16 protein-coding genes and 2 pseudogenes are annotated in these 17,509 nt (G+C 71.1%); 2 read left to right on the forward strand and 16 right to left on the reverse strand.

Annotated features, from left to right (window positions below):
• Positions 1-91 precede the first annotated feature (91 nt).
• Positions 92-1,453, forward strand: a complete 1,362-nt coding sequence (gene radA / locus ACQ86M_RS11940; RefSeq protein WP_431245611.1) for a DNA repair protein RadA — start codon at positions 92-94, stop codon at positions 1,451-1,453.
• Positions 1,454-1,825: 372 nt separating this feature from the next.
• On the opposite strand, the gene ACQ86M_RS11945 is transcribed toward radA, so the two are convergent.
• The 4 genes and pseudogenes from ACQ86M_RS11945 to ACQ86M_RS11960 form a co-directional block, all read right to left on the reverse strand.
• Positions 1,826-2,458, reverse strand: a complete 633-nt coding sequence (locus tag ACQ86M_RS11945; protein ID WP_431245612.1) for a hypothetical protein — start codon at positions 2,456-2,458, stop codon at positions 1,826-1,828.
• A 63-nt stretch (positions 2,459-2,521) separates the two neighbouring features.
• Complete coding sequence (locus tag ACQ86M_RS11950; protein ID WP_431245613.1) at positions 2,522-3,037, reverse strand: amino-acid N-acetyltransferase; 516 nt, start codon at positions 3,035-3,037, stop codon at positions 2,522-2,524.
• 163 nt (positions 3,038-3,200) lie between these two features.
• Positions 3,201-5,721, reverse strand: a pseudogene (locus tag ACQ86M_RS11955) (ATP-dependent Clp protease ATP-binding subunit).
• 130 nt (positions 5,722-5,851) lie between these two features.
• Entirely contained in the window at positions 5,852-6,151 is a 300-nt protein-coding gene (locus tag ACQ86M_RS11960; protein ID WP_431245614.1) for a hypothetical protein, read from the reverse strand.
• A 393-nt stretch (positions 6,152-6,544) separates the two neighbouring features.
• Between ACQ86M_RS11960 and ACQ86M_RS11965 the strand changes: the two genes are divergently transcribed.
• The gene (locus tag ACQ86M_RS11965; RefSeq protein ID WP_431245615.1) at positions 6,545-7,519 is read left to right on the forward strand and encodes a pirin family protein; all 975 of its coding nucleotides are present in this window, start codon (positions 6,545-6,547) and stop codon (positions 7,517-7,519) included.
• A 4-nt stretch (positions 7,520-7,523) separates the two neighbouring features.
• Here the strand turns inward: ACQ86M_RS11965 and cls are convergent, their stop codons facing one another.
• From cls to folE, 12 genes and pseudogenes are all read right to left on the reverse strand, one after another.
• Positions 7,524-8,987 carry a cardiolipin synthase gene (gene cls, locus ACQ86M_RS11970; protein WP_431245616.1) on the reverse strand — a complete coding sequence of 488 codons (1,464 nt, stop codon included), beginning with the start codon at positions 8,985-8,987 and terminating at the stop codon, positions 7,524-7,526.
• Positions 8,988-9,067: 80 nt separating this feature from the next.
• A complete protein-coding gene (locus tag ACQ86M_RS11975; protein ID WP_431218892.1) occupies positions 9,068-9,241 on the reverse strand; it encodes a hypothetical protein in 174 nt (57 codons plus the stop codon).
• A 72-nt stretch (positions 9,242-9,313) separates the two neighbouring features.
• On the reverse strand, positions 9,314-10,837 hold the full coding sequence (lysS, locus tag ACQ86M_RS11980; RefSeq protein ID WP_431245617.1) for a lysine--tRNA ligase: 1,524 nt from the start codon (positions 10,835-10,837) through the stop codon (positions 9,314-9,316).
• Between the two features lie 43 nt (positions 10,838-10,880).
• Positions 10,881-11,753 (reverse strand): pantoate--beta-alanine ligase, encoded by an 873-nt coding sequence (gene panC, locus ACQ86M_RS11985; RefSeq protein ID WP_431245618.1) that lies wholly within the window; start codon positions 11,751-11,753, stop codon positions 10,881-10,883.
• 38 nt (positions 11,754-11,791) lie between these two features.
• Positions 11,792-12,616 carry a Rossmann-like and DUF2520 domain-containing protein gene (locus tag ACQ86M_RS11990; RefSeq protein WP_431245619.1) on the reverse strand — a complete coding sequence of 275 codons (825 nt, stop codon included), beginning with the start codon at positions 12,614-12,616 and terminating at the stop codon, positions 11,792-11,794.
• Positions 12,616-14,265, reverse strand: a complete 1,650-nt coding sequence (locus ACQ86M_RS11995; protein ID WP_431245620.1) for a PH domain-containing protein — start codon at positions 14,263-14,265, stop codon at positions 12,616-12,618. The genes ACQ86M_RS11990 and ACQ86M_RS11995 overlap by 1 nt, the downstream gene beginning before the upstream one ends.
• Positions 14,262-14,747, reverse strand: a complete 486-nt coding sequence (locus ACQ86M_RS12000) for a PH domain-containing protein (RefSeq protein ID WP_431245621.1) — start codon at positions 14,745-14,747, stop codon at positions 14,262-14,264. The genes ACQ86M_RS11995 and ACQ86M_RS12000 overlap by 4 nt, the downstream gene beginning before the upstream one ends.
• Positions 14,731-15,210, reverse strand: coding sequence for a DUF3180 domain-containing protein (locus ACQ86M_RS12005; RefSeq protein ID WP_431245622.1), 480 nt, complete (start codon positions 15,208-15,210; stop codon positions 14,731-14,733). Before ACQ86M_RS12005 ends, ACQ86M_RS12000 begins: the two co-directional genes overlap by 17 nt.
• The gene (gene folK / locus ACQ86M_RS12010) at positions 15,207-15,749 is read right to left on the reverse strand and encodes a 2-amino-4-hydroxy-6-hydroxymethyldihydropteridine diphosphokinase (protein ID WP_431245623.1); all 543 of its coding nucleotides are present in this window, start codon (positions 15,747-15,749) and stop codon (positions 15,207-15,209) included. Before folK ends, ACQ86M_RS12005 begins: the two co-directional genes overlap by 4 nt.
• Complete coding sequence (folB, locus tag ACQ86M_RS12015) at positions 15,746-16,129, reverse strand: dihydroneopterin aldolase (RefSeq protein WP_431218900.1); 384 nt, start codon at positions 16,127-16,129, stop codon at positions 15,746-15,748. The genes folK and folB overlap by 4 nt, the downstream gene beginning before the upstream one ends.
• Positions 16,122-16,924, reverse strand: a pseudogene (folP, locus tag ACQ86M_RS12020) (dihydropteroate synthase). Before folP ends, folB begins: the two are co-directional and overlap by 8 nt.
• Complete coding sequence (gene folE / locus ACQ86M_RS12025) at positions 16,921-17,499, reverse strand: GTP cyclohydrolase I FolE (protein ID WP_431245624.1); 579 nt, start codon at positions 17,497-17,499, stop codon at positions 16,921-16,923. Before folE ends, folP begins: the two are co-directional and overlap by 4 nt.
• Positions 17,500-17,509 lie beyond the last annotated feature (10 nt).

Consider the following 17,509-nt stretch of genomic DNA (forward strand, 5'->3'; position numbering starts at 1 on the left):
TCGGGCTGCAGCGGGAAGTCCACAGCCTTCCGCGATCCTCCCTCCGATGACAGTGGGTCCCCGTAGTGTGGACCCCGATCGAGGAGGTGCCGTGCCGAAGGCGTCCATCAACTACCGCTGCTCCGAATGCGGCTGGTCCACCGTCAAGTGGGTCGGCCAGTGCTCGGAGTGCGACGCATGGGGAACGCTGTCCGAGCAGGCGCAGCCCACCGGCGTCCTCCGTGCCCTCAAGCCGGTGACCATCGCGTCCGGTCGGGAGGCCCGCGCGATCACCGACATCCGGGCCGAGGGTGTGCGACGGCGGCCGAGCGGGATCAGCGAGTTCGACCGCGTGCTCGGCGGGGGCATCGTGCCGGGGGCGGCCATCCTGCTGAGCGGCGAGCCCGGCGTCGGCAAGTCCACCCTCCTGCTCGAGGTCGCGTCCCGTGCGGCCCGCGCCCGCAACCGCGTGCTCTACGTGAGCGCCGAAGAGAGCGTCAGCCAGGTCAGGATGCGCGCCGAGCGCACCGGCGCCGTCCACGACGAGCTCTTCCTGGCCTCCGAGACCGACCTCGCGACGATCATCGCGCAGATCGACGCGGTGGAGCCGTCGCTCGTCATCATCGACTCGGTGCAGACGGTGTCGAGCAGTACGGGCGAGGGCATCGTCGGGGGCCCCAGCCAGGTGCGCGAGGTCGCCAGCACGCTCATCCGCGTCGCCAAGGAGCGCGATCTGCCGGTCCTGATCGTCGGCCACGTCACAAAGGACGGCTCGATCGCAGGCCCGCGGCTGCTCGAGCACCTGGTGGATGTGGTGTGTCAGTTCGAGGGCGACAGGCAGACGGCGCTGCGGTTCGTCCGGGCGCTGAAGAACCGGTTCGGCCCCACCGACGAGGTCGGCTGCTTCGAGATGGCGGGCGACGGAATCGCCGAGGTGCCCGACCCGAGCGGACTGTTCCTCAGCCGCACGACGACGCCCGTTTCCGGAACGTGCGTGACGGTCGCCATGGAAGGGCGGCGTCCGCTCCCCGTCGAGGTGCAGGCGCTCGTCGTCGGCACCGCGGCGCCCAACCCGCGCCGCGTCACCAACGGCGTCGACTCGTCGCGCGTGGCGATGCTCCTCGCCGTGCTCGAACGGCGCGCGGGCATCAAGCTCGGCGACAAAGACGTCTACGTCTCGACGGTCGGCGGCGTACGCCTGTCCGAGCCGGGCGCCGACCTGGCGATCGCCCTGGCCATCGCGTCCGCGGCTACGGACCGTGCCATCCCCCACACGCTGGCGGCCTTCGGGGAGATCAGCCTGGCCGGCGAGATCCGGCCGGTCGTGAGCGGCAAGCAGCGCACGGCCGAGGCCGCCCGCCTCGGGTTCAGCACGCGGGTCGACGACCGCAGCGCGTCCATCCGCGAGGCACTGCGCCTGGCCTTCGCGGCCGCGACGACCGACCGGGAGCGCGAGCTCGACGCGGCGTTCTGACGTCGCCGCAAGCGGCGTCTGCCGGCCGGGGTGGCCGTGGCTCCCCGAGTCGCGACATCAACTCACCACTCGGCCGGAATAGGCGCATCGAGTCGCCACTCGACGCCGTCGCGCGCGGTGGCGCGGCTCCCCTTCTCGCCACTCCCCGCCGAGTCGCGACATCAACTCACCACTCGGCATGGATAGCGACATCGACTCACCACTCGGCGCCGACGCGCGCGGTGGCGCGGCTCCCCTTCTCGCCACCAGCCCCGAGTCGCGACATCAATTCACCACTCGGCCCGAATAGGGACATCGACTCACCACTCGGCGCCCGACGCCCGACGCCCGGCGCGCGACGCGCGGCGCCCGCGCCCGACGCCCGCGGCAGCGTCACCGGAGGATGAACTGCTTCGTCTCCGAGCTCTTGATGCCGGCGACGCTCGTCTCCAGGTGGTACGACGCGCCGGCCGCGGGCACCTGCTCGCGCTTCGCCTGGCACGTCGACGGGTCCGAGCGCGTACGGTCCCACGTGATCGGGGCCTGCGACGCGATCGTCTTGCCGGGCTTGAGGAGCACCTCCGCATCCACCGTCTGGCTCTGGCAGTCCGTCGACTTCCAGTACACCTCCGAGCCGCTCGTGATGGTGAACGTCTGCTGCGCCGTGCCGGCGTCGATGGTGCACGCCGACGAGCCGGTGTTCGTGATCGCGACAGAGAGCTGCGGCAGCTCGCCCGCCGCGTACTCGCCCTTGTCCGTGACGGCCTCCACCTTCACGTCCGCGGGCTTGCACGGCTGGCCGTCGGCGGAGGCGCTGCTGGTCGGGATGCTCGTCGCGACGGCAGCAGGCGTCGCGGTGCTCGCCGGAACCGGACGCTTGGCAGGCTCGCCGCCCGCCGAACCGGGGCGCGCGACGATGAGCACGATGACGACGACCACAGCGATGACGCCGAGGAGGACGATGAGCCGGCGACGCCAGTAGACGCTGCTGGGCTGGGGGCCGACCGGATGCTTGAACGTCGACATGCCCGCACTATAACCAGCGCCTCGGCGCAGCCAGGGCAGGCGCGCCCGGCACGTGAGCAGCCCTCAGAGATGCTTCAGCATGCGCGTGTTGCCGAGCGTGTTCGGCTTCACCCGGGCGAGGTCGAGGAACTCCGCGACGCCCTCGTCGTGCGAACGCACCAGCTCGGCGTACAACTGCGGGTCGACCGTCTCCGCGCCCATGTCCTCGAAGCCGTTGCGGGCGAAGAACCCCACCTCGAACGTCAGGCAGAACAGCCGGTCGAGGCCGAGCTCGCGCGCATCCGACTCCAGCCTGGCGAGCAGCGCGCGGCCGACGCCACGTCCCAGCCACTCGTCGGCGACGGCCAGCGTGCGCACCTCGCCGAGGTCGCTCCACATGACGTGCAGCGCGCCACAGCCGATGAGGCGTCCGTCGGCGTCCTCCGCCACCCGGAACTCCTGCACGGCCTCGTAGAAGGTGACCGTCTCCTTGCCGAGCAGGATTCGTCGCTGCACGAGCGGCTCCACGAGCTCCTGGATGCGCTGGACGTCGCCCGTCCGCGCGCGCCGGATGCTGAACCCTGGTCCGCTGTCGCTCACCGTTCCACCCTACCGAGTGGCGGCAGGCCAGCCGCCCGTGGCCGAGCGGCGGGAGCACCGGTCGGCCGGGCCCGTGCGGTCGGCGAATGCGGCACCACCCGGGAACGCGGAACGGCCGGTGCCCGACGTGCGGGCACCGGCCGTTCCGGTGAAGCGTTACGACTCAGTCGTTCGCGGCGAGGTCCGGCGTGGCTGGGCCGGTGCCGATGGCGGCGGCGGAGTTGATGCCGGCGCCGATCGGCTCCTTGCGGGTCGTCGTCGTGAAGACGAAGTCGCCGTCGGCGAAGTCGACGTGGACGTGGTCGCCCGCGTTCAGCTCGCCGTGCAGGATCTTCTCGCTGAGCCGGTCCTCGATCTCGTGCTGAACCGCGCGGCGCAGCGGGCGCGCGCCGAGCGTCGGGTCGAACCCGACCTCGATCAGCCGCTCCTTGGCCGGGACAGTCAGCTCGATGGTCATGTCGCGGTCGAGCAGGCGGGTCGACAGGCGCTTGATGAACAGGTCGACGATCTGCAGGAGCTCCGGCTTGCTGAGCTGCGGGAAGACGATGATCTCGTCGACGCGGTTCAGGAACTCCGGCTTGAAGTTCTTCTTCAGCTCCTCGTAGACCTTGCCGCGCATCCGGTCGTAACCGGTCGTCGGGTCGCCCTCGATCTGGAAACCGACGGGGCCGCCGGAGATGTCCTTCGTTCCGAGGTTGGTGGTCATGATGATCACGGTGTTCTTGAAGTCGACCACGCGACCCTGGCCATCCGTCAGACGTCCCTCCTCCAGGATCTGGAGCAGCGAGTTGAAGATGTCGGGGTGCGCCTTCTCGATCTCGTCGAACAGGACGACGCTGAACGGCTTGCGGCGGACCTTCTCGGTCAGCTGGCCGCCCTCCTCGAAGCCGACGAACCCGGGGGGCGCCGAACAGTCGGGAGACGGTGTGCTTCTCGCCGTACTCCGACATGTCGAGCGAGATCATCGCCGACTCGTCGTCGAACAGGAACTCGGCGAGCGCCTTCGCCAGCTCGGTCTTACCGACACCGGTGGGGCCGGCGAAGATGAACGAGCCGGAGGGACGCTTCGGGTCCTTCAGGCCGGCGCGGGTGCGGCGGATCGTCTTGGAGAGTGCCGCGATGGCCTCCTCCTGACCGATGACCCGCTGGTGCAGCGCCTGCTCCATGTAGACGAGACGGGCCGACTCCTCCTCGGTGAGCTTGAACACCGGGATGCCGGTCGCCTGGGCCAGCACTTCGGCGATCAGGCCCTCGTCGACCTCGGCCGTGGTCTTGACCTCGCCCGAGCGCCACTGCTTCTCGAGGCGGAGGCGCTCGCCGAGGAGGTTCTTCTCCTCGTCGCGCAGGCTCGCGGCCTTCTCGAAGTCCTGGTCCTCGATCGCGGCCTCCTTCTGGGAGCGCACGGCGGCGATCTTGTCGTCGAACTCGCGCAGCTCCGGCGGGGCGGAGAGGATCGACAGGCGCAGGCGGGCGCCCGCCTCGTCGATCAGGTCGATGGCCTTGTCCGGCAGGAAGCGGTCCTGGATGTAGCGGTCGGCCAGGTTCGCCGCCGCGACGATCGCACCGTCGGTGATGGACACCTTGTGGTGCGCCTCGTAGCGGTCGCGCAGCCCCTTGAGGATGTTGATCGCGTGGGGCAGCGACGGCTCGGCCACCTGGATGGGCTGGAAGCGGCGCTCGAGGGCCGCATCCTTCTCGAAGTGCTTGCGGTACTCGTCGAGCGTGGTCGCGCCGATGGTCTGCAGCTCACCACGGGCGAGCAGCGGCTTCAGGATGGAGGCCGCGTCGATCGCGCCCTCGGCGGCACCCGCGCCGACGAGGGTGTGGATCTCGTCGATGAAGGTGATGATGTCGCCGCGGGTGCGGATCTCCTTGGTGACCTTCTTCAGGCGCTCTTCGAAGTCACCGCGGTAGCGGGAGCCGGCGATGAGGGAGCCGAGGTCGAGCGTATAGAGCTGCTTGTCCTTCAGCGTCTCGGGGACGTCGCCGCGGACGATCGCCTGCGCCAGGCCCTCGACGACGGCGGTCTTGCCGACGCCGGGCTCGCCGATCAGCACGGGGTTGTTCTTGGAGCGGCGCGACAGGATCTGCATGACGCGCTCGATCTCCTTCTCGCGCCCGATCACGGGGTCGAGCTTGTTGTCGCGAGCTGCCTGCGTGAGGTTGCGGCCGAACTGGTCGAGGATCTGGCTACCGGCCTGCGCGGTGTTCTGATCGTTGCCGCCCACCTGGACCTGCTCCTTGCCCTGGTAACCGGAGAGGAGCTGGATGACCTGCTGGCGGACACGGTTGAGGTCGGCGCCCAGCTTCACGAGCACCTGGGCGGCGACGCCCTCGCCCTCACGGATGAGGCCGAGCAGGATGTGCTCGGTGCCGATGTAGTTGTGGCCGAGCTGGAGGGCCTCGCGGAGGCTGAGCTCGAGCACCTTCTTGGCGCGCGGCGTGAACGGGATGTGGCCGGTCGGCTGCTGCTGGCCCTGGCCGATGATGTCCTGCACCTGCTCGCGAACGGCGTCGAGCGAGATGCCGAGCGACTCGAGGGCCTTGGCGGCGACGCCCTCGCCCTCGTGGATCAGGCCGAGCAGGATGTGCTCCGTCCCGATGTAGTTGTGGTTCAGCATCTTGGCCTCTTCTTGGGCCAGGACGACGACACGGCGGGCTCGGTCGGTGAATCTCTCGAACATGTCTACTCCTCGGCGACACCGTTGCAGGTTCGGCGTCGATACAAAGAGAGTAACCACCGGTTCCCCGGTCTCGTGGCCCTGTTCGCCGTGGGCGTGACGCGCCGTGCGGGACCGGGCGGATTGCCCGCCGTCAGCCCTCGCGGACGGGCAGCGTGAGCGTCGCGTCGGGCAGTTCGACGGTCACCGAGACGCCCTTGCCGATGCGGTCCGGGGTGGCGAAGACCGTGGTGTGCGGCACGAAGTCGCGGGTGCAGATGCCGCCGGGCGCCGGCGCGAGAATGGCCTTGATGGTCTTCGGCCCCGTGGCCTCGACGTTCTGCACCTTCGGCGGGCAGGTCGAGCTGCCGTATAGGACGATGGCGAACTGCGTGCCCTCCTCCAGCCACGCGGCCCAGGAAGCTCCGCCTGCGCTGCTCGGGGGCGCATCCACGCCCTTGGGCTCCCCGCGTAGTCCTCGAGTGGGCGGCCGGGCGCCGTGCTGCAGCCCGCGAGTACGGCGACCGCTGCGAGCGCGGCGACGGCCGGGAGCAGGCGGCGGGCGGTGAGGGGCACGGCACCATTCTAGGAACGGCGGCTGCGTGCCCGCTGCCGGACCGGCCGCCGCGCCCGCGCCGCCCCCGCCGACTGGTGAGCAGATGTCGCGACTGGGCGCGGATTCGCGCATCCACTCACGTGTCGGCGGTCCGGCCTCGGCCGCGGCGCGGGCCATCCCCGCCGAGTGGTGAGCAGATGTCGCGACTCGGCGCGGATTCGCGCATCCACTCACCACTCGGCGAGCGATGCGCCGGGCGCGGTCGGGCGTGCGGACGCCTAGGATGCCGCTATGAGCAACCTCGAGCGCGACCCGGCGGAACTGGTGGCCGGTTCGGCCGTGCTCACCGACGGCCGGATCGAGATCCTGGAGCCGCGCGACGTCCCCCTCGGCGGTCCGCGCGCCATGACGGTGCGCCGCACCCTGCCGCAGCGCAGGCGCTCCTTGATCGGTGGCTGGTGCTTCATCGACCACTACGGCCCCGACGACGTCTCGGCGACCGGAGGGATGCGCGTGCCGCCGCACCCGCACACCGGCCTGCAGACCGTCAGCTGGCTCTTCGAGGGCGAGGTCGACCACCGCGACAGCGTCGGCAGCCACGCCCGGGTGCGCCCCGGCGAGCTCAACCTGATGACGGCCGGTCACGGCATCAGCCACTCGGAGGTGTCGACGCCCGAGACGTCGCGGCTGCACGGCGTGCAGCTGTGGGTGGCGCTGCCGGCGGCATCCCGCGATATCGCCCCGTTCTTCGAGCACCACGTGCCGGTGCCCGGCCGCATCGGCGCGGCCGACGTGCTCACCTTCGTCGGCGCGCTGGCCGGGAGCGGCACGGATGCGACCGTGTTCTCACCGCTCGTCGGAGCGGAGCTGCGGGTGCCTGCCGGCGAGACCATCGAGGTCCCGCTGGATGCGTCGTTCGAGCACGGGGTGCTGGTGGATGCGGGAGATGTCGCGATCGACGGCGAGACCATCCCGGTCTCCCACCTCGCCTACCTGTGCCCCGGCCGCGAGACGCTCACGATCAGCACGCTGACCGACACGCGCCTGGTGCTGCTCGGCGGCGAGCCGCTGGGCGAGCAGATCGTGATGTGGTGGAACTTCATCGGCCGCAGCCACGACGACGTGGTGGCCTACCGCGCCGACTGGCAGGACGACGTCATCGCGGGCGCCGATCCCGAGGGCCGGTTCGGCACCGTCGAGGGATACGACGGGTCACCGCTCCCCGCGCCGGAGCTTCCGACGGTGCGGCTCCGCCCGCGCGGCTGAGCGCTTACTGCAGCGCGGACGTCAGCCGGGCCAGGTTGTCCAGCACGGTGGACCGCAGCGGCTGCTTCATCCACTCGTCGAGGGTCAGCTCGCGGCTCTCGCTGCGGTAGCCGTCCTCGATCCTCCGCATCTCGCTGACGAAGGAGCTGCCGCGCACCATCAGCGACACCTCCATGTTGAGCTGGAACGAGCGCATGTCCATGTTGCTCGACCCGATGACGGCCACGTCGTCGTCGATCGTGAAGTGCTTGGCGTGCAGGATGTACGGCGCCTTGTACATCCAGATCCGCACCCCCGCGCGCAGCAGCGCCTCGTAGTACGAGCGCTGGGCGTGGTACACCAGTGCCTGGTCGCCGATCTCCGAGACGAACAGGTCGACCTTGATGCCGCGCTGCACCGCCGAGGTGATCGCCATGAGCATCGACTCGTCGGGCACGAAGTACGGCGAGGTGATGACGATGCGCTCCTGCGCGTAGTAGAGCAGCGCGAGGAAGAGCCGCAGGTTGTTCTCGCCGGCGAACCCCGGGCCCGAGGGCACCACCTGCGCATCCAGCTGGTTCTCGTCGATGTCGTCGGTGATCGGCTCGGTCTCACGGCGCAGCAACTCGTCGGTCTCGCTGTACCAGTCGGTGATGAAGATGGCGTTGAGACCGGCGACGATAGGGCCCTCGAGGCGGACGATGAGCTCCTTCCACTTGAGCCCCCGCCGCAGGTTCGACTTCTTGTTGTAGCTGCGGTCGATGATGTTCTGCGACCCCATGAAGGCCACGCGGCCGTCGACGATGAGCAGCTTGCGGTGGTTGCGCAGGTCGGGCCGCTGGTACCGGCCGCGGAACGGCTGGATCGGCAGCATGAGCTGCCACTTGGCGCCCATCGCGGTGAGGCGCTTGATGGTGCGCTTGTAGTCGGGCGTGCGCCGGGAGGCGATGTGGTCGAGGAGCACGCGGACGGTCACACCGCGCTTCACAGCCTGCTCGAGCGCGTCGAACAGCGGGGCGGTCGTCTTGTCGAGGGTGAGGATGTAGAACTCGATGTGCACGTACCGCCGGGCCGTGCCGATCTCGGCCGTCATGGCGTCGAGCGATCCCTGATAGTCGCCGTTCAGCGTTGCCCGGTTGCCGCCGACGAGCGGCATCGCGCCCAGCTTGCGGTTGAGCTCGACGACGCCTTCGAGCCACGGCGGCCACGGATGGTCGCGGCGCACCCGCTCGATGCCCTCGGTGCTGTCGATGATGAAGCGGTTGATCTCCTCCTGCTTGCGACGCCGGCTCTTCGGCAGCTTGTAGCTGCCGATCAGCAGGAAGAACAGGATGCCGATGTACGGGATGAGGAAGATCGCCAGCAGCCAGGCGGTCGCCGAGGTGGGCTTGCGGTTGCGCGGCACGATGATGATGGCGAGCACGCGGATGACGAAGTCGACGAGGAGCGCCACCCAGAAGCCGAGGGTGATCCAGAACCCCGTCTCCATCTACACGTCCCTCCGGTGATCGCAGAGGAGCGCGGCAGCGTCCCCAGGGATACCGTATCGGACGGGCGAAGGACCGCTAGTCAGGACTTCGGCGCGAGCCCGCGGCGGGCGCGCTCCTCCGCCTCCATGCGGCTGTAGGCCTTGCGCTCATTGCGGTCAGCCCGCACGATCGCGCGCATGATCGCCCAGAACAGCAGCCCGACCAGCACGGTCGGCGCGAGAGCCCAGACGATACCGCTGATGACGTCGTTCATAACGACCCCATGCTAACCCGCGCCGCTGTGAGGCGGCGCCGCGGCTCCGCGGCTCCGCGGTGAAGGGGCACGCTACTTGACCAGCGGGAACAGGATGGTCTCGCGGATGCCGAGCCCGGTGAGCGCCATCAGCAGGCGGTCGATGCCCATGCCCATGCCGCCGGTGGGCGGCATCCCGAACTCGAGCGCCCGCAGGAACTCCTCATCCAGGCGCATGGCCTCGTTGTCGCCGGCGGCCGCGAGCTTCGCCTGCTCGACGAAGCGCTCGCGCTGCACGACGGGGTCGACCAGCTCGGAGTAACCGGTGGCCAGCTCGAAGCCGCGCGTGTACAGGTCCCACTTCTCCACGACGCCCTCGCGCGAGCGGTGCGCGCGCACCAGCGGGCTGGTGTCGACCGGAAAGTCCATGACGAAGGTCGGGCGCACGAGGTCGGTCTTGACGTAGTGCTCCCAGAGCTCCTCGACGTACTTGCCGGCGAGCGGGTGCTCGATCTCGATGCCGGCGTCGGCCGCCAGTTCGCGCAGCCGCTCGATGGGGGTCTCCGGCGTGATCTCCTCGCCGATGGCGTCCGAGAGGCTGTCGTACATGCGGATGCGGTCCCACTCGCCGCCGAGGTCGTACTCGGTGCCGTCGGCCCAGGTGACCACGTGCGAACCAGAGATGGCGACCGCCGCATCCTGGATCAGCGTCTGCGTCAGGTCGGCGATCGAGTTGTAGTCGCCGTAGGCCTGGTACGCCTCGAGCATGGCGAACTCCGGCGAGTGTGTGGAGTCGGCGCCCTCGTTCCGGAAGTTGCGGTTGATCTCGAACACCCGGTCGATGCCGCCCACGACGGCGCGCTTGAGGTACAGCTCGGGCGCGATGCGCAGGTACAGCTCGGTGTCGAAGGCGTTCGAGTGGGTCACGAACGGACGGGCGGAGGCGCCGCCGTGCATGACCTGCAGCATCGGCGTCTCGACCTCGACGAACTCGCGCTCGGCGAAGGTGCGGCGCAGGCTGGCGACGGCCGCGGCGCGGTCGAGCACCGTCTTGCGGGCCTGCTCGCGGGCGATCAGGTCGAGGTAGCGGGCGCGGACGCGGGTCTCCTCGCTGAGCTCGTTGTGGAGGTTCGGCAGCGGCAGCAGCGCCTTGGCGGCGATCCGCCACTCCTGCGCCATCACCGAGAGCTCACCGCGACGGCTCGACGCGACCTCGCCGGAGACGAAGACGTGATCGCCGAGGTCGACGAGCTCCTTCCAGGCGGCGAGCGACTCCTCGCCGACGGCCGCGAGGGAGACCATGACCTGGATGCGCGACCCGTCGCCCGACTGCAGCACCGCGAAGCAGAGCTTGCCGGTGTTGCGCAGGTGCACCACGCGTCCGGCGATGCCGACGACCTCGCCGGACGCCTCGTCGGGCTGCAGGTGCTCCCACTTCGCGCGGACGGCAGGGATGGTCGTGGTGACCGGCACGTGCACGGGATAGGCGCCGCCGCCCGCGTTCTCGGCCTCCGCGAGCAGGCGGTCGCGCTTGCTCAGGCGGACCGCCTTCTGCTCGCTGACGTCGTCGTCGCCGGCCTGGTCGAGGTCGGCCGCGGTGGTCTGCGCGTCGGTCATCGCTGTCTTTCCGTTCGGGGTGGCGGTGCTGGCTGGTTCGCGGTCACGTCGTGAGGCGCTGGTTGTCGATCAACCGGGTCGTCCCGACCCGGGCGGCGATCAGCATGAGGGCGGGACCGTGGTGTTCGGGGGTCGCCTCGCGGAAGGTCTCCGGGTCGACGATCGCGAGATAGTCCAGCTTAACCGCAGGGTCGGCCTCGACGCGCGCGTGCGCGGCCTCGAGCGCGGCCCGGACGCCGTCGGCCGCCGTGTCCGCCGCCGCCCTGAGGGCGCGGGACAGGGTGACCGCGGCCGTCCGCTCGTCCCCGTCCAGGTACCGGTTGCGGCTGGAGAGCGCCAGGCCGTCCTCCTCGCGCACCGTGTCCACCACGGCGATCGTGACGGGCAGGTTCAAGTCGTCGACCATCCGGCCGATGACGTGCACCTGCTGCGCATCCTTCTGCCCGAACACGGCGACGTCCGGCTGGACGATGTTGAAGAGCTTGCTCACGACCGTCAGCACGCCGTCGAAGTGGCCGGGCCGCGACGCGCCCTCGAACAGGGTGCCGGCCTCCCCCGCCGTGACGCGCGTCTCCGACGGCCCGTTCGGGTACATCTCGGCGGCCGTCGGCGCGAAGACGACATCGGCGAGGCCCTCGAGCGCCGCGACATCCGCATCCAGGGTCCGGGGGTAGCGGTCCAGGTCCTCGCCCGGACCGAACTGGAGCGGATTCACGAAGATCGACACCACGACGAAGCCGCCGAGGTCGCGGGCGCTCGAGACGAGGCGCAGGTGGCCCTGGTGGAGGGCGCCCATCGTCGGGACCAGCGCGACGCGACCGACCGGGGCGTCGGCGGGACCGTCCTGGCGAGCGGCGCGCCGCGCCTCGGCGACACGGGCCCGCAGCCCGGCGATGGTGGTGATGATCTCTGGCATGCGCGTCCCTCCGGCCGGTCGTCCCGGCCGGATCAAGGCTACTCGCCGCGGAGGAACCAGCCGCGCCCGTCGTCCCCGGGCTCGCCCCCGCCCGGTCCGGGGCCGCCCTGATCGTCCGACAGCGCCTCCAGCACGTCCTCGACGTCGAGCCGCGTGGGAGCGCCCGCCCGAGTGAGGGCGTTGTCGACGGCCGAGCGGATGAGGGAGCTGATGAACGAGCCCGGGTTCTCGACGCCGATGCCCTGCAGGATGCCGGTGGACTGCTCCACGATCGAGCGGGAGAAGGAGGTGGCGGTCGCGATGGCCTCCGCGTACGCCGGGCGGTCGGCCTCCGCGACGACGACGGGCTCGCCGCCCATCTCGACGACGAGCGCCTGGGCGATCGGCAGCACGGGCGCCGGCGCGGTCACGGCGAAGTAGCTCTCGGCGATCCGCGTCAGATCGAGGCTGGTGCCTGTGAACTCGAGCGCCGGATGCACGGCCAGCGGGATCGCGCCCGCCGCGGCCGCGGGCTCCAGCACCCCGATGCCGTAGCCCGGCGCGGTGTGAAGCACGATCTGCCCGGGCTGCCAGGTGCCGGTCGCGGCGAGTCCGGCGACCAGCGACGGCAGCTCCGCGTCCGGCACGGCCAGGATGACGAGTTCGCTGCGCTCGACGACCGTCGGCACGTCGAGCACCGGCACGGCGGGCAGCATCGCCCGTGCCCGGTCGCGGCTCTGCTCGGAGACCGCCGAGATGCCGACGATCGCGTGCCCGGCGCCGGCGAGCGCCCGGCCGAGCACCGGTCCGACGCGGCCGGCCCCGACGATGCCGAGGCCGAGCCGGCCGGAGCGCTGCGACGGCGGACGTGCGGACGGGAGCATCAGTGTTCCTCCTGGGTGGCGGGCGGCACCACGGGATCGGCGGCACGGCCCCAGCGGTGACTCCGGTCGACGGCGGCGGCGGTCACCGCCTGCGCGGAGACCTCCTCGAACAGCCGCACGCCGGTGGGCGCGTCGATGGCGGCGAGCCGCGGGCGGACCGGGCCGGAGACCGTGTGGAACCGCGCGCCGGCGAGGGCGAGCGCCGCATCCACCGGGCCCTGCTGCAGCTCGAGGCTCTGCAGGCGGGCCAGCGGCACGATCGCGAGGCTGCGCCAGACGAAGCCGCGGCGCAGCAGGATCGCGCCGTCGACCAGCCGGAAACCGGTCCGCTTCCACGAGAGCGGCCGGATCCACATCGCGCGCCGTGGGCTGCCGGTGAACTCGTCGTGACCGGCGGACGCCATCCCGGCCGCGATCAGCGCGCGGTGCTCGTCGGTCGCGAAGCCGGGGAGCACGAGCGAGAGGACGCGCGCCACGTCGGCCGCGTCGCCCACCGGCAGCATGGTCGTGTTCGGCTGACCCGCCGCGCCCTTCTCGCGCGAATGCCCGGCGGTGTCGATGCGGATCTGCCACCAGCCGAACGGCCGCCAGAGCAGCGGCTGCAGCACCTCGACGGCGTGGATGCGCCCGGGCGGCAGCGTCTCGTTGCTGGTGCTCAGCAGCCCGAAACCGACCCGGACCCCGTCCGGCGTGCCGGCGATGGAGTAGCGGAGCGACTTCGTGAAGCGGTTGATGTAGAAGCTGGCGGAGCCGATCAGGCCGGGCAGTACCACGATCAGCAGCCACATCGCTCCGCTCGCCGCGCCCCAGACCAGGAACGCGACGACGAACAGCACGAACAGCGTGAAGCCGCTCAGCACGAGCGAGCCGAGCAGCCGGAGCGGCGGGATCTTCACGACCGACTCCGGCGGCGCGGCGTTCGGGTCGAGTTCGGGCGCGAGGAACTCGTTCACCCGGCGGCCGACCAGGTCGCCGACGACGGCGGTCCGCGACGGCGGCAGCGAGCCGTCGGGCACGCCGGCGCCGGGCGCCGCCCCTTCGGCAGCCGCCTCCGCCTCCCGCACCCCGGACGCCAGCCGCAGGATGTCGCCCCGCAGACCGTCCGCCAGCGTGGAGCCCAGGTATGCGAGCTGCACATTCGCGTCATGGCCGGCGACCGAGACGTCGAGCTTCGCCGCGCCGAAGAGCCGGGCGAAGAAGGGGCGCACGACGTTGATGCCCTGGATGCGGTCCAGCCGCGCCTTGCGCTGGGTCCGGAACAGGATGCCGCTGCGCACCTCGACGGCGTCTCCCGTGATGCGGAAGCTGTGCATCCGCCACGACAGGTAGAACGCGCCCAGGCAGAGCAGCAGGACGACGGCGACGCCCAGCAGCGCCCAGCCCTCCCAGCCGTTGTCGTAGATCGCGTCGAGCGGATCGCCGCCGTACTGGGGTGCGCCGACGAAGAAGCCGATCAGGCGCTCGCGCAGATTCGAGAGCACGAAGCCGAACACGGCGATGAAGACGATGCCGCCGCGCAGCAGCGGAGTCGCCGGATGGAGCCGGTGCCACTCCCCGTCGGTGTAGCGCTCCGCCGCCCGCTCGGCCGGCGAGAGCCCCGTCGTCCGCTTCGGCGCCTGCTCCGGCCCGGAGGCCTGCGGCACGCTCACAGTCCCGCCCGCCTGCTCTCCGCCAGCTCGACCAGCCGGTCGCGCAGGTCTGCCGCCTCCGCCTCGGGCAGACCCGGGACCATCACACCGGTCGACGCCGCCGCCGTCACGAACTTGAGGTCGGCCAGGCCGAGAATCCTGCTCACGGGCCCGCGGTTGATGTCGATCAGCTGCATCCGCCCGTAGGGCACGGAGACGAAGCGCTGGAACATGATCCCGCGGCGGAACAGCAGGTCGTCGCCACGGAGCCGATAGCCGATGGACCGCGCCCGGCGCGGGGCGATCACCAGCGCGACGAGGGTCACCACCACGACCGCCGTGAGCACCACCCAGCCGAAGGCCCACCCGCCGACGAGCCAGAGGAACAGGCTCGCCGCGGACAGCACCAGACCGGTGATCACGGTGCTGGCGACAACCACCAGGACGTACTTGGGCGAGACGCGGCGCCACTCGCCGACGCTGAGGTCAATCCGTTCGGGCATGGACGCTCTCCGTGCGCTCGTCGTCGTCGCCGGGCGGGAGGGTGCAGAACAACTCGGCGACGAGTCCCGCGATGAGCAGGATGATCGCGCCGGCTGTCGCCAGGGCTGTCAGCAGGATCGCGTTGCCGCCGGGCAGCACATCCCGCGTCAGCAGGTAAGCGCCGATGCCGACGCCAGCGCCGACGAGCAGCGCGCCGCTCAGGCTGCAGGCCTTGGCCAGCACGACGATCCGCGTCGCCTGGAACGGGTCGATGCGCCGCACACTGCGCCCCCGGACCGCGCGACGGATCGGGACGGCGAACGCGACGACGATGATCGCCACCGCGAGCAGCGTGATCGGCAGCGTGGGCGGCGGCACGAAGATCGGGACGCCCATCCCGGACGCGGCCAGCTCGGCGAGGAAGCCGATGACGAGCCCGGCGACGGCGAGGCCGATGAGCGAGGTGGGGCGGGTGCGCTTCACGAGCGGTCCTCCCAGAGCTCGACCGGATCGGTGGCGCGCGCCGCGAGGTCGGCGACCGCGCCGTGACCCACCAGCACGGCGCCCGGGTCGACGTCGAGCCACGGCACGAGCACGAAGGCGCGCTCGTGCGCGCGCGGGTGCGGGAGGACGATGCGCGGGTCGTCGTCGGAGACGATGCCGTCGTAGTCGACGATGTCGATGTCGATCGTGCGGTCGCCCCAGCGCTCCTCGCGGACCCGGCCGAGCCCGTCCTCGACAGCGTTGACCACGTTCAGCAGGGCGAGCGGTTCGAGCAGGGTGTGCACGAGGACGACGGCGTTCAGGTAGGCGGGCGCGTCCTCGTCAATACCCGCGGGCTTCAGCGCGGGCGTCTCGTACAGACGCGACACGGCCCGCACATCCACCCCCGGCTGCTCGCGGAGCGTCTCCACCGCGGCACGGATGGTGGCGGCGCGATCGCCCAGGTTGCTGCCGAGGGCGAGAACCGCCGGCACACCCACCCGCATGCGCACCGGCTTGCCGATCGGCGCGGCGTTCACGGCCGGCTCCGTACGATGCGCACGGCGACGTCGCCGAACGGCACGCTGATCGGCGCCTGCGGCTTGTGCACCGTCACCTCGACCGAGTCGACCGGCTCGTGGTCCAGCACTGTGGCGGCGACCCGCTCGGCGACCGTCTCGATGAGGTCGACCGGGTCGCGCTCGACCGCGGCCACCACCTCCTCGGCCAGCTCGCCGTAGTGGACGGTGGAGGCGAGGTCGTCGCGCGCCGCGGCTCCCGACAGGTCGAGCCACGCCGTCACGTCGACGACGAAGTCCTGGCCTTCGGCCCGCTCGAAGTCGAAGACGCCGTGGTTCGCCCGCACGCGCAGGCCCGTCAGGACGATCGAGTCGGTCGGCCGCGAGTGGATGCTACTCATCGCGTCCAGCTTGCCACGAGCGGACGACGTCGAGGGCGATCCGCGTCGACGGCACGTCGTGCACGCGAACCGCCCAGGCACCGGCCTGAGCCGCGAGCGCGGAGATGATCGCGGTCGGGGCGTCACGGTCCTCCGCCGGCGCGCCCTCGGGCAGCAGCGCGCCGAGGAACCGCTTGCGCGATGCGCCGATGAGGACCGGATAGCCGAGCGTCTCGATCTCGCGGAGCCCGGCCAGCACCTGCCAGTTGTGGCGTGCGTTCTTCGAGAAGCCGATGCCCGGGTCAAGGATGAGCTTGGCCGGGTCGAGGCCGCGCTGCAGCAGGTCGCTGACCCGGGCCGAGAGCTCGGAGCGCACCTCGGCGACGGTGTGCTGGTAGACCGCGCGCGAGTCGGCCGCATCCAGTCTCCCCGCCAGTGCATGACGACATACTGGGCGCCCGTATCGAGCACCGCATCCGGCATCCCCTCGTCGGCCAGGCCGCCGGAGACATCGTTGATGATCGCCGCACCCGCCTCCACGGCCGCCCGGGCGGTGGATGCGTTCAGCGTGTCCACGCTGACCGTCACCCCGCGTGCCGCGAGCTCGCGGATGACCGGCACGACCCGCTTCTGCTCCTCGTCCGGGTCCACGCTCACCGCGCCCGGGCGCGTGGACTCGCCGCCCACGTCCACCAGGTCGGCGCCCTGTTCGACGAGCTCGAGGCCGTGCTCGATCGCGGCCTGCGGCTCCAGCCAGAGCCCGCCGTCGCTGAACGAGTCCGGCGTCACGTTGAGGACGCCCATGATGAGGGTCACTCGGCGCCACGTCCGATCAGCGCCATGAGCTCGGCGCGGGCGATGGGGTCGGCGTAGGCGCCGCGGGCGGTGAGCGTCACCGTGGTGCTGCCGGTCTGGCGCGGGCCGCGGGTGGTCACGCACTGGTGGGATGCGTCGAGCACGACCAGCACGCCCCGGGCTCCGGCGCCCTCTTCGATGGCGTCGGCGATCTGGTCCGTCAGCCGCTCCTGGATCTGCGGTCGCGCGGCGAGGGTCTCGATCACGCGCGGGATGCGCCCCAGCCCGATCACGGTCTCCCCCGGCAGGTACGCGACGTGCGCGACGCCGAGGAACGGCAGCAGGTGGTGCTCGCACACCGAGCGGAACTCGATGTCGCGCAGCAGCACGGTCTCCGCCTGGCGGCCCTCCTCGAGCGGGACCGGCTCGCCCAGCTCGGCGGCGGCATCGCGCCCGATCCCGGAGAAGAACTCGGCGTACGCGTCCGCGACGCGCGCGGGAGTGCTCTCCAGGCCCGGACGCGCCGGATCCTCGCCGATGGCGGCGAGGATCTCGGCGACGGCCGCTTCGATGCGCGGACGATCGATTCCGCTCATGCGCGCGGTG

Source organism: Leifsonia xyli subsp. cynodontis (genome assembly GCF_050632205.1).
In the GTDB taxonomy this organism is placed as follows: domain Bacteria; phylum Actinomycetota; class Actinomycetes; order Actinomycetales; family Microbacteriaceae; genus Leifsonia; species Leifsonia xyli_D.

Excerpts from the sequence above, each read along its gene's own strand:
- ACQ86M_RS11945 (WP_431245612.1), bottom strand. The coding sequence starts at position 2,458 with ATGTCGACGTTCAAGCATCCGGTCGGCCCCCAGCCCAGCAGCGTCTAC.
- ACQ86M_RS11965 (WP_431245615.1), top strand. The coding sequence starts at position 6,545 with ATGAGCAACCTCGAGCGCGACCCGGCGGAACTGGTGGCCGGTTCGGCC.
- cls (WP_431245616.1), bottom strand. The coding sequence starts at position 8,987 with ATGGAGACGGGGTTCTGGATCACCCTCGGCTTCTGGGTGGCGCTCCTC.
- ACQ86M_RS11975 (WP_431218892.1), bottom strand. The coding sequence starts at position 9,241 with ATGAACGACGTCATCAGCGGTATCGTCTGGGCTCTCGCGCCGACCGTG.
- lysS (WP_431245617.1), bottom strand. The coding sequence starts at position 10,837 with ATGACCGACGCGCAGACCACCGCGGCCGACCTCGACCAGGCCGGCGAC.
- panC (WP_431245618.1), bottom strand. The coding sequence starts at position 11,753 with ATGCCAGAGATCATCACCACCATCGCCGGGCTGCGGGCCCGTGTCGCC.
- ACQ86M_RS11990 (WP_431245619.1), bottom strand. The coding sequence starts at position 12,616 with ATGCTCCCGTCCGCACGTCCGCCGTCGCAGCGCTCCGGCCGGCTCGGC.
- ACQ86M_RS12000 (WP_431245621.1), bottom strand. The coding sequence starts at position 14,747 with ATGCCCGAACGGATTGACCTCAGCGTCGGCGAGTGGCGCCGCGTCTCG.
- folB (WP_431218900.1), bottom strand. The coding sequence starts at position 16,129 with ATGAGTAGCATCCACTCGCGGCCGACCGACTCGATCGTCCTGACGGGC.
- folE (WP_431245624.1), bottom strand. The coding sequence starts at position 17,499 with ATGAGCGGAATCGATCGTCCGCGCATCGAAGCGGCCGTCGCCGAGATC.